Origin of the sequence: Pseudomonas sp. App30 (assembly GCF_047947025.1) — a bacterium.
Lineage (GTDB): Bacteria > Pseudomonadota > Gammaproteobacteria > Pseudomonadales > Pseudomonadaceae > Aquipseudomonas.
In genome coordinates, this window is the sequence record NZ_CP133165.1 from 1,601,543 (window position 1) to 1,614,737 (window position 13,195).

General features: G+C 64.7%; 11 protein-coding genes. All 11 read right to left on the bottom strand.

Features of this window, described 5'->3' with window-relative positions:
• Positions 1-60: 60 nt before the first annotated feature.
• Positions 61-1,338, bottom strand: coding sequence for a sel1 repeat family protein (locus tag RAM80_RS07040; RefSeq protein ID WP_416425502.1), 1,278 nt, complete (start codon positions 1,336-1,338; stop codon positions 61-63).
• Positions 1,338-3,173 (bottom strand): phospholipase D-like domain-containing protein, encoded by a 1,836-nt coding sequence (locus tag RAM80_RS07045; RefSeq protein WP_416425503.1) that lies wholly within the window; start codon positions 3,171-3,173, stop codon positions 1,338-1,340. The genes RAM80_RS07040 and RAM80_RS07045 overlap by 1 nt, the downstream gene beginning before the upstream one ends.
• On the bottom strand, positions 3,170-5,869 hold the full coding sequence (locus RAM80_RS07050) for a type VI secretion system Vgr family protein (RefSeq protein ID WP_416425504.1): 2,700 nt from the start codon (positions 5,867-5,869) through the stop codon (positions 3,170-3,172). Before RAM80_RS07050 ends, RAM80_RS07045 begins: the two co-directional genes overlap by 4 nt.
• Before the next feature lie 553 nt (positions 5,870-6,422).
• Positions 6,423-7,163: an AraC family transcriptional regulator gene (locus RAM80_RS07055; protein WP_416425505.1), complete on the bottom strand. Its 741-nt coding sequence runs from the start codon at positions 7,161-7,163 to the stop codon at positions 6,423-6,425.
• Between the two features lie 7 nt (positions 7,164-7,170).
• The gene (locus RAM80_RS07060; protein WP_416425506.1) at positions 7,171-7,668 is read right to left on the bottom strand and encodes a hypothetical protein; all 498 of its coding nucleotides are present in this window, start codon (positions 7,666-7,668) and stop codon (positions 7,171-7,173) included.
• A 14-nt stretch (positions 7,669-7,682) separates the two neighbouring features.
• Positions 7,683-8,186 (bottom strand): nucleoside 2-deoxyribosyltransferase, encoded by a 504-nt coding sequence (locus tag RAM80_RS07065; RefSeq protein ID WP_416425507.1) that lies wholly within the window; start codon positions 8,184-8,186, stop codon positions 7,683-7,685.
• 17 nt (positions 8,187-8,203) lie between these two features.
• Positions 8,204-8,644, bottom strand: coding sequence for a spore coat protein U domain-containing protein (locus RAM80_RS07070; RefSeq protein ID WP_416425508.1), 441 nt, complete (start codon positions 8,642-8,644; stop codon positions 8,204-8,206).
• Between the two features lie 12 nt (positions 8,645-8,656).
• Positions 8,657-10,945: a fimbria/pilus outer membrane usher protein gene (locus RAM80_RS07075; RefSeq protein ID WP_416425509.1), complete on the bottom strand. Its 2,289-nt coding sequence runs from the start codon at positions 10,943-10,945 to the stop codon at positions 8,657-8,659.
• Positions 10,942-11,667, bottom strand: coding sequence for a molecular chaperone (locus RAM80_RS07080; protein ID WP_416425510.1), 726 nt, complete (start codon positions 11,665-11,667; stop codon positions 10,942-10,944). The genes RAM80_RS07075 and RAM80_RS07080 overlap by 4 nt, the downstream gene beginning before the upstream one ends.
• 18 nt (positions 11,668-11,685) lie before the next feature.
• Positions 11,686-12,192, bottom strand: a complete 507-nt coding sequence (locus RAM80_RS07085; RefSeq protein ID WP_416425511.1) for a spore coat U domain-containing protein — start codon at positions 12,190-12,192, stop codon at positions 11,686-11,688.
• Between the two features lie 155 nt (positions 12,193-12,347).
• Positions 12,348-13,064, bottom strand: coding sequence for a LexA family transcriptional regulator (locus RAM80_RS07090; protein WP_416425512.1), 717 nt, complete (start codon positions 13,062-13,064; stop codon positions 12,348-12,350).
• Positions 13,065-13,195: the final 131 nt, after the last annotated feature.

Below are 13,195 nucleotides of genomic sequence, written 5' to 3' on the forward strand. Positions count from 1 at the left end.
CGCGGGCCCTCTCTGGCAGGCATTGCCAGGTGCTCACGACAAACGTTGAGGAACTACTGCTCATCCAATTAGCCCCCACTCAACCGCCTCTTCGCGAAAGGTAGTCTTGTCACGCAGCGGCCACGGGCGCAGGTGGTAACGCTCCACCGTTTGCAGCGGAAAAATATCGCCTTCATCGAAGTAACGGATCACCTCTTTCGGCCTGATGTTGCGCAGCGACGGCCAAATGACTTTCCAGTGTCCGGCCTGTGGGCAGGTTTCGCCGGGGTAGCAGATTTGCTGCGGGAAGTTGGCCTGGGTGAAGTCGGGTGAACTGGGGAGTGGCTTGCCGGTGGCCGGGTCAAGCTTTTTGGCGTTGGCCAGGCGCAGGATCAGTTCATCGCTAGGCTTGGGTGGCGGGATGTTGGCCTTGCGTTCTTTGACCCATTGAAGTTTGCCATCCCACTCGGGGAGTTCCGCGGGCGGTAGGGGCACGATTTCATTGACATCAGGGACGGTGGGATGGGCATAGGAGAAGCCACTGAGGCGCGCGCCTATTTCTTTGTAACGCTTGGCCCGCTCCAAGTCCTTCTCAAGGCCTAAATAATAAAGCTTGTCCTCGGGAGGGGGGCCGTTAAACGCCCCCGCCAAAAATGACGCCGCATTCGGACTCCCTGCAGCCACACCCAATTGAAATACTTCAACAGCCTTCTCGTAATGGCCATTTATAGCAAAATTAATTGCCAGATCCACCGCTGCATCACCGTTCCCTTGCTCCGCAGCGCAGCGGCGCAGTTGCCGGGCAACCTCCGGGGCAATATCAATGGGCGCGAGCAGGTCCGCTATATATTGCTGGGCCTGGGCGCTGCCCTTATCCGCGGCCTTGCGGTAATAGCGTAGTGCCATTTCAGGGTCTTCCCTGAGCCCGAACGCACCATGTTTGACGAAGCGCGCGACAAAATAGTAGCCCGTCGCAACATCTGCATTGATAAGTTCCTGACTAAAACGCTCATACTCTTCACCTTTCAACTTGAATTGACGGCGCATAGCGCCGTTCTGCAAATTAACCTTGGCCTTATAATGACCGCTCTCTGCTGCAATCCGATAAAGGCGCTCGATCTCCACATTCTTTTCGGGCTCTCGTTTTAGCTCGTTATTTTTCTGCAGCCAACGCGCATATTTAAAAACCAGGTCTGCCTCATCGGAGGATGCAGGAATAGCTTCATGAACGCAATTAAACTTCAACCCAGCCTTTAACTCAGCAATTGGACTCATAGGAACATCCTCCACGTTATAATTCAACGAATTATGATTACAGGCTGCCAAACCAAAAAACGGAAGCATCAATAATTTACGCATCAGTCAAGATCCACAAGCGTTTCTTTATCATAAAAAAACTCCACCAACGGCGCATACGGCGCCTTACCCGCGAGCCTTAACGCTTTATTTTCTTTAATCACATCTCCCCAACTACTGAAAGCTTCACCCGCATCATCCTGAGCCCCACGCATCCCAGTATGCATCCCCCACAACCTCCGCCTCAGCGCCTTAGTCACACTTACCCACTCATGGGCAATATTCAATTCACTATCAACTTGCATGCTCCGAGTATTCACATTCGCCGAACCATGCGTCGTGAAAGCATCATCAACAATCATCAACTTGGAATGGATATACACCGGCATCCACTCCGTGCCGTCAGGGGTGTCAGGCGCCACCAGCGAACACACGTGAACTTTCAGGCCAGGAATGTCCTCGTTTTCCAGCTTGTGGTCTTTTATTGCCTCGACCTGTTTGTCCAGCGAGGCCTGCCATTCCTTGAGTTCGCGTTGGCCAAGCGAGTCGCGCAGGTCCGGCCTTGGCTTGGGTGGCGCGTTGTCCCGCGCTGCCTTGATGCGCCGCAGTTGGGTGACCTTGGGAATGGTGTCTGCGCGCCCCAGGCTTTCGAGCATCCGCTGCGTATTCAACGCACCCGGCCCTATGCCCTCTTCACTGGCGTTGGTGACAACGAAAAGGTGAACAACCCCGTGTTCATCCGGATTGCGCCCATCCCTCACCTGGTTGGCCGCTGCGGCCTTGATCACCTCTGCCAACGGCGGCCAGCGGAAGTACTGGTTTTCGATGTAGATAAACTGCGCGGCGTTGTTGGCGGCCTGCAGGTAGGCTTCCTGAATTTCCTTGCGGCTCTCCGTATTGGGGTTCGCGGGGTCTCTCTGTGGCTGGGTCACCAGCATCTGGGCCATTTGCCGGGTAACGCCATGCCGATACTTGAGTGTCGGTTTTATCTGCGCCGCATTGCGGGCGACGAGCAGGTCTTCGCCGGTTTCCTTGAACCAGGCCGTGGCGAAGTTATGGTGCAGATCGGCCAATACCGGGCCGCTGATTCGGCTGGAAATGTCTTGCCTAGGGGTATTTCCCCGCGCACCACGATTCGGCGCGGGTTTGGTTGCCGGGGTACGGTTGAGCCCGGAGTGCTTTTCGGTGTCCCAGTACTCGTCGAGCATGTTGTGGCCCATGACGAACCCGACCGCGACTTCCGGTACCTCGAAATCAACGATAACGCTTTTTTGATGGTGGCTCGGCGCTGCCGCATGCGCGAGCCGAGTGCCTTTGCTGATATCAGCATCCAGGCTGTTGTTTTTGACATCCGCGAAGATTTCCCGCCGCTCCCGCAGGCTGAAACCGCGGCTGACCAACACCGGAACACCCCGCGCAACTTCGTGTATCGCGCGGCCATCGGCGACTGCATAAGCATCGAACCAGGCCCGGTCTTCTGCATACTGTGCAGGCGTGGAACTTTGCATGGCGTGGCTGCCAACCCTGAACTTGCCCTTGCCAGGCAAGTTGGCCTCGCCGCCCAGGCCTGCCAGGTTGAGCGGCATTTCCCAGGCCAGTACACGTACTTGTACGCCTTGCGCCGCTTTCGCCTTTAGCAGTTCACCGATGCTGGGGGCCTGCCCATCCCTGATGAAATACATGGAGGGCTGGAAACCCCAGCAAATGATGTCAATGCTCTGGACAGCCTCGGCAATGGCCCGGTGGACAGCGCCAAACGCCTCCTCACCATTGACCAGCGGCTCAAACGTGGCCCTGGCAGGGTTGTATTCGGTGCTCTTGATGTACCAACCTGGCGTGCAGGTCGCGGTGTTCGTGTGTTCGAACGCGACCGGCACGATAACTTCCGGATGTTTCATGGTTTAGTTCCTTCTTCAAGGTCAGGGGCATCCATAATCGAGGCGTACTCCGAACGATGCTCCGTATGCGGCGCGGCCTTGGCCGTGTGGTTGTGAACACCCCGATTGGCAATGTGCGCCTGCTCGGGGTTGCGGTATTGCGCGGGGATGGGGATCCCGAAGCTCCAGCCGGAGGTCGTTTCAATCCGGTAGTCGCGGGTAACCACCTGGTGATCAACTTGAATCTGCCCGGACTTGTCCAGAATGCCTCGCTGAAGCTCAATGCCATCCGCGTAGAGGGTGTAGGGCATGCCGACATACCCTTGGCCGCCAGCACCGCCAGAGTTGGCGGCGATCGGCAGCTGAAGACTCAACCGCTCCTTGGAAAGCCCCACCGGATACTCCGGATGCGCCGCCTTCATGCTCGCCGCCCCGCTGTAATTGAAATGCGCCGACTTGACGAAACAGTCACCCTCCGTGCCTGCTTCAATGCGCGACGGGTCCAAGGTGATGTAACTACCCCCGGCGTTCAGGGTGATTTTCTTTTTCGCGGTGATATGGATTTCGTCTTCAGTGCTGGTGATGTCCAGGCCATGGCGGGCCATGAGTTCCAGCCGGTCGTTCTGGGCCTGGACGCTGACCGGGCCCTGGTTGGCGATCAGCTTGACGCCGACTTTGCGCACGAACACGCTAAGGCCCTGCCCTACCCCCATGAACAGGCGCTTGACCACGCTGATATCGGCGTTGGCGCCGGCGTTGGCCATCAGGTTGGCGTGCGCGGCCAGTTGCAGGTGTTTACCGCTGGTCAGGGCAATACCCTTGGGCGCACTGACCAGTACGGTGGCCGCCTTGAGTTGCTCCAGTTCGTCGCGCAGCAAGTTGAGTTGCGCCTGCAGATCGGCTGGGGTTGCCTTGGCAGCTTCGGCATCGCTGGAGAGCGATTGCAATTGCTCACCGGCTTGTTGCAGTCGACCGATGGCTGACGCCATCTCCAACACCTCCCCCTGCGCCTTCCCCTGCTCATCCGCACTGATCAACACCCCCTTCCCCGCCCGCAACGCCCCATGCGCGTCGGTGCGCAGCTCGAAGCCGCCGCCACGCACCTTGTTCTGCGCGTCCACCACATGCCCCAGGTTCAGCTGGCTCTTGCCGCCAAACTCGCTGGCCAGCTTCACGTGCTCCTGGCCGCGGGTGTCGTCCATGCGCAGTTTGTTGTTGGCCGGGGTGCGCAGTACGTTGCGTTTGTGGTTGCGCAGGGTGACCGGGTCGGGGTGTTCGCTGTCGTGCAGGGCGTGGGCGATGTAGGGGCGGTCGGGGTCGCCGTGCTCGAAGGCCACGGCCACTTCGGTGCCGGGTATCAGCGGCAGGTGCAGGCCGTGGGTGGCGCCGGCGTAGGGCCGGGCCAGGCGCAGCCACAGGCTTTCCCGGCCCAGGGGCCAGGTGTGGCGGTCGAACAGGAAGGTGACGCTGTAGCGGCCCTCGAGGTCGATGTGGCTGTAGGGGTCGTTGGCCTTGTAGCTGGTGACGCGCGCGGCGACGGTGCCGGCCATGATGGGCTTGGGCGGAAGCGGCGGGCGGAAGCTGCCGGCCTCGATGTAGGGAATGGCCTGGAAGTGGGCGATGAAGCTGCTGTCGCGGGCGGCGCTGGCGCGCAGTTCGGTGATGACGATGCGCGGCTTGAACGCCTGCGGCGCGTCGCCGTTGATGGTCAGCACCTGCCGGGGTGCCAGGGTCGGGCTGCTGGTGGTGCCGCTCAGGCAGGCCTGCTGGGTGAGGTAGCGCTCGTGGTGCATGCGTGCGTAGAAGATGCCGGTTTCGGCGGGCAGGTCGTCGTCGTAGACGTGGCGGTTGCCGAGGGTGTCGTAGGGGTCGCCGAAGTGGTAGGCCTCGCCGTAGGTGGTGCGGGTGGTGGCGCGGGTCTGGTCGACCTCGGCGTCGAGCAAGGCGCGGACGTCGCGGTGGCGGTAGGTGCGCACGTCGATGTGCTGCTCCACCACCTGGTGGCGGCTTTGCAGGGCCCAGACGCTGTCCTGGCCACTGTTGGCCACGCCGGACGGCGGGGTGTATGGCAGTTCGACGCCGAACTGGTAGCCGCGACGATGATCATGGAACTCCAGCACGGTGATGTCGACGCGCACGTCGTCGAAGAAGCAGTACCAGATGCCCACTTCGGCCAGCAGCCGCTCGATGAACGCCAGGTCGCTTTCGCCGAACTGCATCACCTGCTCGCGGCGGGGAAACTCGCGCACCATCTGGGTGTGGAATTCATAGCCTTCAAAGTCGTGGCGACGCAGGACGCTCTCGACGATCTCCGGCACGCTCTGCTGCTGGTAGATGCGGTACTGCTTGCCGTGCGCCAGCAACGCCAGCTTGGGTTGCAGGGTGATTTCGTAGCGGGCCTCGTCGCGCGAGCCAGACAGCCGCCGGAAGCCGGTGACCACCCCGCGCAGGCTGCGCAGCGGCTTGGCCGGCGGCACCACGTGGCCGCGGTACAGGGGCTTGGTCGGCAGTGGGAACAGGCGGAAGGTGGCGCCGCGGCGCAGCACCTGTTCGGCGGTGATGTCCTGGGCCGTGCTGGTGAATTCGATGCGGTAGGTGAAGCACTGGCTCAGGCGCTCCTCGCCTTCGAAGGCCAGCACGTCGAGGGGTGCCTGCAGTTGGCTGATGCTGAGGCGGTGGCGGGTGTGGTCGAAGAGGATGCGGGGGGCTTCAGCCATGGTCAGGCCTCCTGGGGCAAGTGAATTGCAGTGCGGATGCAGTTTTCGAATACTTCGGCGCAGCAGATACGGGCGCGCACGCATGTAAAATGCGTCAACCTATACATGGGTTCACGAACAGGAATTGCTGCACACCGGCTAGAGCGGGTGCAATTATTAAAGTGTTCAACTGTGTATCTGTTACGCCGCTCGAAATGCGGGCAAAACCCCACACCAGGCGGGCCAAATGACAGAGCCAACGCTTGATGAATGCGCAGCAAAAAAGTAGGGCAGGATGGCGGTAATTACTACCCTACGCCGTCACTAGAGAGACATCCCACAGAACGAGTTGATATTTCCTACAGATAACGCCCATAGACTTTACGAGTTACAAGCTGCAATAGGCAAAAACAAGTAACAATAGTTGAGTAACATATTGAAACCAAATATCGCACTGGGGTATTTAAAATACAAAAACAACAGAGCGCCGTAACCGGCAATCCTGCATCAAGGCAATACGCAGCGTACGTAATGGCCAGCGCAGCCTGGCGGCAGCGGCTACGCCGGCGGCAGGTCAGGCAGGCTGGTAATGACTCGGCGCATGCCCCAGCTCGCGCTTGAACATGGCGCTGAACGCGCTGGGGCTCTGGTAGCCGTGCTCCAGCGCCACTTCGAGGATGGACTTGCCCGAGGCCAGGCGCTGCAGGCTGAGGATCAGCCGGGTACGGGTGCGCCATTCGCCGAAGGTCATGCCCAGTTCGCGCTGGAACAGCCGCGCCAGGGTGCGCGAGCTCATGCTGCTCTGGTCGGCCCAGTCCTGCAGGCAGGACTCGCGCGACGGGTCGGCGACGAAGGCTTCGCACAAGGCCTTGAGCCGTGGCTGGCTGGGCAGGCGCACGTGGGCGGCCAGCGGTGGCGCCACCTGCAACTCGGCGAACAACAGGCCCAGCAGGCAGTGGTCGCGCCCCTCGCGCTGGGCCTGGCCGAGGCTGCCGATGGCGGCCAGAATCAGCTCGCGCACCAGCGCCGTCACCTGCACCACCTGGCACGCGGGCACCGCGAAGCCCAGCGCTGCGGGGTCGATGAACAGCGTGCGCATGCGCACCTCGCCGGTCATGCGAATGTCGTGTTCCACCGCCGCCGGCACCCACAGCCCATGGCCCGGCGGCACCACCCAGCTGCCTTGGGCGGTGGTGACGCGCATCACCCCGCTGATGGCGTGGATGAACTGGATCTGCGCGTGGCAATGGGGGGCGATGACCTCGCCGTGAACATAGTCGTCGGCGCAGGCCTGCACGGGGTAGCGGTCGAACATGCTGGCGTCAGTCCCGATGCGGCCGAGGGATCAGCGCCTGCAGCTGCTGCGCCAGGTAGTCGGCGGTCAGCGCGTGGGTCTCGGCTTCCTTGGCGCCCCGGTCCTTGCGCCACTGCCAGTCGGCGGACGGCGGTGTGCACACCAGGCTGATGCTGCCGTAGCGGTCCGAGGTAAGCCCCATCACCGCCAGCGAGATCACGCCCTTGGCGCCCATCACCTCGGGCACAAACTCAACGCTGCGCAGCGCCAGGGTGATGCTCAATTTATGGCTGGCGAACGGCGACAGCGGCGCCGGGAAGCTGGCGTTGGCGGCCAGGTAGGGCTCGCGGCTGATCTCCACCAGGCCCTCTTCGCGCAGCGGCTGCAGCCATTGCTCGATGCGCTCGTAGAGGGCGTTGATGCCCTGGGTCCAGTGGCTGCACTGGGTCTCGAACAGCTGCTTCTTGTGCTCTTCACTCAGGGCGTATTGCTTGAGCATTTCGCCCAATTGCCGGACTTCGTCCATTGCCGTGTGTCTCCTCAAGGTGCCGATGCCAGGTGCCGGCGCAAATCGCCAACCGCCTGTTCGACCGTAGCACTGTACCCTGCCCAGCTGGCCGCCAGCATCAAATTGCGCGGCAGGTTGAAATCTTCCACCGCGAACCCCTGGGCGTCATAGCCCTGGACGTCGTGGGGCACCTGTTCGCGCAGGCTGTGGTCGGGGTCGAAATAGGCCCACACCGGCTTGCCCAGGGCCACCGCCAGGCCCACTTCGAAGGCCGTGCCGGAGTCGGGCTCCTGGCCGCGGAACACATTGAGATTAGCCAGCACCGCGTCGCAACGGCGGATCATGTCGATGTTCTGCGTGCAGATCCAGCGCGCCGCCGCCAGCCCCGCGAGCCCTGCGGGCAGGTCGTTGTCGAAGGGGTAAAGGCCGTCCAGGCCCTGGTCGGCGCACAGGGCCTTGAGGTACTGCCCTCGGGCTACCGCATCGCGGCGGAACACATCGAAACCGGCCAGGTACACCGGCCTGCGCGGGGTCATGAAAAGCCTCCTGAACATCAGTACACCAACCGGATGGCGTTCACCGCCTGGTAGGTGCCGGGTGAGCCCTGGCGGCCCGGCTGCATGCGCGCGTACACCGTGTAGGTGCGGCTGGCGCTGGCGTGGGCGGCCAGGGTGTAGCTGGCGCTGGCGAACGCCTGGCTGGCCAGGATCGGCTGCCGGCCGTTGGCCGTGTACAGCTGATACTGGGCCGTGCCGCTGCCGTTGCGCAAGCTTTGGCTGGTGCTGCCGTCGGTGTCGATGTACAGGCTGTAGCCGACGCTGGCGGCACTGGCGCCGGCCTCGCAGGTGACCGTGACGCTGGCGGTGCTGGCGTGGCTCTGCTCGGCGATGCCGGCGACGCTGCCGAACAGCAGTGGCGTCGACGCCACTGAACAGCTGTAGGCCAGGGCGGCGGGGCTCAGGGGTAACAACACCAGCAATAACAGATGGCGCATGGCATGGGGTCCTCAATGGCAGGTCAGGGGGCCGATGTCGGGGATGCGCCCCGGCTCGGCGTGGTAGTCGAAGGTGGCGCTGCAGGCCGGGCGGCCCGGTGCCTGCACGCGCACCTGGTCGTGGGCGGCCACCTGCTGGAAAAACACTTCGCCGTCGTAACCCACCAGCGCCTGCTCGCCGCTGCCTTGCAGGGTGGCGGTGGCGCCCACGGGCAGCGGCCGCCGGCTGGTATCGCGCAGGTGCAAGGTCGCATTCTGGCTGCGGTGCACGGCGAAATGGGCGCGCACGGCGCTGCGGTCGCCGGGGGTCAGGTGCAGCTGGTCAGTGCCCAGTTCGACGTCCAGCGGCACGTCGCCCGGCTCGATGGACAGGTGGTTGTCCTCGAAGGCGCGCAGCTGGTCGACGAACAGCAGGCCGTTGCGGTCGGTGCGGCCCAGGTCGCGGTTTTCCTGGCGCACGGTGACGTTGGCGAGGCCGTCGGTGTCCACCAGGGCGAAGGCGTCATCGATGGTGTTGGAGGCGAACAGGTGGCCGCCCAGCAGGGTCACCGCGCCCTGGGCGCCAGCGCGCCAGTCGGTGCTGGCGCCGGTGCGCTCGGTCTCGCCGCTGACCAGGCCGTAGGGCGATTTGTAGCTCAGGGCCAGGTCGTCGCGGTCCAGGTCGCCGGTCTCGCGGGACACCCGCCAGCCCAGGTCGCCACGCTCCACCGCCGGGCGCTCGGCCTGCACGGTCTGGTAGCTGCTGTTGCCGCTGCGGTTGCTGCTGGCGCTCAAGGTGGCACCGTCGCCGAAGGGTATCGACAGGCCCAGGAACAGGCCGTTGCCGGTGGTGCCGGTGTAGTCGTGCAAGGCGGTGATCGAGCCGTAGGCGCCCCAGGGCAGCGGCCGCGAATAGGTCACCGACAGCGCCGTGGTCTGCACGCTGCTCGAGGTCAGGGTGGCGTCGTCGTAGATGTTCACGCGTTTTTTTGTGAACACCACGCCCAGCGAGCCCAGGCCCGGCAGCGACCAGCCCAGGTTGGCGCGCAGGCTGGTGCCGGGGCGGTCGTCACCGTTGGCCGAGGCCAGGTCGTTGAAGGCGTGGTCGGCGCGCAGCACGCTGAACCCTGCGTTGAACACGTGGCTGGCATGGCTGAAGCCGACGCCATACTGCTGGCCGGCCTGGCCCTGGTACTGGCTGCCAGCCAGGGACAGATTGAACACGCCCACCTGGCCCAGCAGCCAGTCCAGCCCTGCCCCGCCCATGGCCAGGGTGTCGCTGGCTTCCAGGTGGCTTTCCCAGGTCAGGTGGTCGCTGGCGCCGTGCCGCCAACTGAACGACGCCGCGCCCTGGGCGTAGTCGGCGGACTGGCTGGCGTAGTGTTTGCGCACGCTGCCGGCTTCCACTGACACCGCGTCCAGGCCGGGGCTGAGCAGCAGGCTGCTGGTGTAGAACGGCAGGGTCTGGGTGGTCTGCCGGCCGCTGGCGTCCTTGACCACCACGGCGATGTCGCCGCTGCCCGTGGCCACCGGCAGTTGGCTGGCCTCGAAGGGGCCGGGCTCGACCTGGCCGCTGAGCTGGTGCAGGCCGTTGACGTAGATGTCCACCGACGACGGCACCGCCACGCTGGAACTGATGCCGGGGCGCGGGTAGGTGACCAGGTCCGGGCGCAGGCCGAAGTTGGTGGCCATCTGCACCCCGGCCAGGCGCACCGGGCGGGTCCAGCCGAGGCCGCCGTTGACCACGTCGCCGACCTTCCAGCTGCGCAGGTGATCGAGGTCGGCCAGGCTCCAGGTGGTGTCCAGCCGCACCGTGCTGTCCAGGGTCGGGCTGCGGGTCTGCAGGCTGCTGGTTTCCAGCACGCCGGGGCCGCCCAGCAGGCGCAGGCTGGCCAGGGTGCTGGTGCTGGCCTGGCCGCTGGCGCGGGTGTACTGGGTGTCGTAGTTGAGCACCGCCGCCGGGTCGCTGCGCAGGCCACTGGCGTCGGGGCGCGCGGGGTCGTGGCGCAGTTCCTGGGCCACCAGGTCGCGGTCGGGCAGGTCCAGGTAGAGGCGCTGGGCGGCCTGGTCGTAACGGCAATGGCCGCCGGGCAGCCGGGTCAGGTCGACCTGCGCTTCAGCGTGGGCCGGCGTGCGGATACCCAGCGCCGCCAACTGGTCGGCGGCCACCAGCAGGCGCCCGGCCTGCTCGTCCACTTCCTGGGCGGCGGCGCGGCTGCGGCCGTTCACCAGCACTTCCAGCAGCAGGGTGTCGGCGTGGGCCGGCAGGGGGCTGGCCAGTGCCAGCATCAGCAGCAGGCACCGGTAGGGCGGCGGGTTCAACGGCCCTGGTCAAGGGTCAGCCAGCTGTCCATTGCGCTGCCGCGGCCGCTGGTAGTCAGGTGCAGGCGCGCGCCGGCCTGCAGCGCCTGGGCCGGGGCCTTGATCAGCCAGCGGCCATCCTGGCCAGCCAGCAAGTAAGGCAACGCCGGGCGGCTGAGCGTCAGCGCGTGGCCGTCGGCGGCTGCCAGGGTCAGGTTGGCCAACTGCGCGTGGGCCTGGCCGGCGTTGTGCGCCAGCAGGTACCACTGGCCGTGGTCCTCCACGGCGCGCCAGCGCACGTCGGCCTTGGCCCGCGCCGCTGGGCTGGCGAACACCGGCACGGTCAGGCGGAACGCCAGGGCGACCTGGCTGGGGTCGGCGTCGGGCAGTTGGTCGAACACTACGCGGTAGGCCTGCTCGGCGTCAGTGGCCGGCCCGCGCAGCAGAATGCGGATGGTCTGCGACTGGCCGGGGGCGATGTTGGCGAACGGCGGGCTGACCAGCAGCGCCTGGGTGGGCGCCAGCACGTCGGTGTTGCCCGCCTGGGTCCACTGAAAGCTGCGCACCTGCACGCGGGTGGGGCGGGCGCTGCGGTTGCTGAGGGTGAAGCTGGCCGTGTGCTGGCTGGCGTCCAGCGCCTGGGCGATGGGGATGATGTCCAGTGCCTGGGCCCGGGCCTGCGGCGCAAGCGCGCACAGGCCGGCCAGTGCACAGGCCATGGAAAGGCGTGTGACAGGGTTCATGAGGGGCTCGCCGACGGCTCAGTAGTTGACGGTGACAACCACGGTGTCGGAGTAGGAGCCGGTGCTGGCGGTCAGTTGGTCGGCAGCGATCTTGCCGTACACGGTGATGGCCTGCGCCGCGCCCGTGCCGGTGCCGGCCAGGGTGTCGGTGCCAGTGGTGTCGCCCCAGCTGGTGGCGTAGCTGCTGTCCTGGTACAGGCCGTAGCTCAAGGTGGAGCTACTGTCCGAGGCGTTGGTCAGCAGGCGTGCCGAGGTGGTGGCGTCGGTGCCGCTGCCCGCGCCCAAAGCAATGGTGTAAGGCGCGTCGTTGGTGCAGGTCACCGACAGGGCGGCGCTGGAGGTGACGGCGGTGCCCGAGTAGGAGCCGAACGCCAGGGCGCCGGCGGACACCGAGCAGGAGGCGACCACGGTGGCGCTGACGCTCATGTCGGCGGTGGCGGTGGAGGCGTTGGCGCTGTTGGCAAAGGCGATGCCCAGGCCGATCAGGGCGACGGCCCCGGCCTTGAGGAACTTGGAGTCGAACATTAGGGGAATTTCCTGCAAAAAGCGTTGCGTAAGTGTGTGGGTCCCAAGCGTCTGGAATGCCGCCTGGTGACCTTTTTCAGCTTACGTGTCGAGCCCTTTGCAGGGGCGGCCAAACCGTTGCACATCCGGCCACAAGCGCGGCAGATCCGGCCAATTCAGCCTTGCCAACTGCAGATCCACACCACCCGGCCGATGACGCTCAGTTCCGCCTGGCGCTTTTGCGCCAGGTGCAGGTCGCGGAATTGCTCGTTGATGGCCAGCAGCATGAGCGAGCCATCGCACTGGAACTGCACGCGCTGCACCCGCACCACGCCGCCCAGTTCCAGCAGGTACAGGCCATCGCCGGCCAGCCCCGGTGCGCCCCGGTCGATCAGCACCGTGCCGCCTTCGCCCAGCGGCGCGCAGCCCTGGCCACGCGGCACCTGCACCGCCAGCAGGCGGTGTTCGGCCAGCCCGCGCTGCTGCAGTTCGACCCGGCCCAGGGCCAAAGGTTCGATGGCCGCCACGCTGCCCGGCCACGGCAGGCCGGCGGCGCAGGCCTGCGCCGGGTAGCGCTGCACCAGCACGCTGTGGTCGTTACTGGCAGGCAGCGGCGCCTGGCCGGCGATCAGCCAGTCCAGGCTTACCCCCGCCGCCCGCGCCATGGCCACGCACACCGCCAGGCTGGGGGCACTGCCGCCACGAATGTATTTGTACAGCTGGGTCTCGTGCACGCCGGACTGGCGCGCCAGGTTGCGCTTGCCCCCTAGCGATTCAGCTATATCGGAGATTCTCTGACCCAGGCCGTCCAGGGACACGCCCGTGGCCTCGATCACTGTCAATCCTTTGGCATCCACCAGGGAGGTAGCGCCGGCCGACGGCTCCATTTTCATGCGGTTGAACTCTCAAGATGCATAGCTTTAAGGCTTGACCCTCTATAGCTAACTGACTATATTTTGACGTCTATGTTTTGACGGCGCGCCAATATCCCGTGTCGGCGCCAAAAGCGCGACCCGTAGATGAC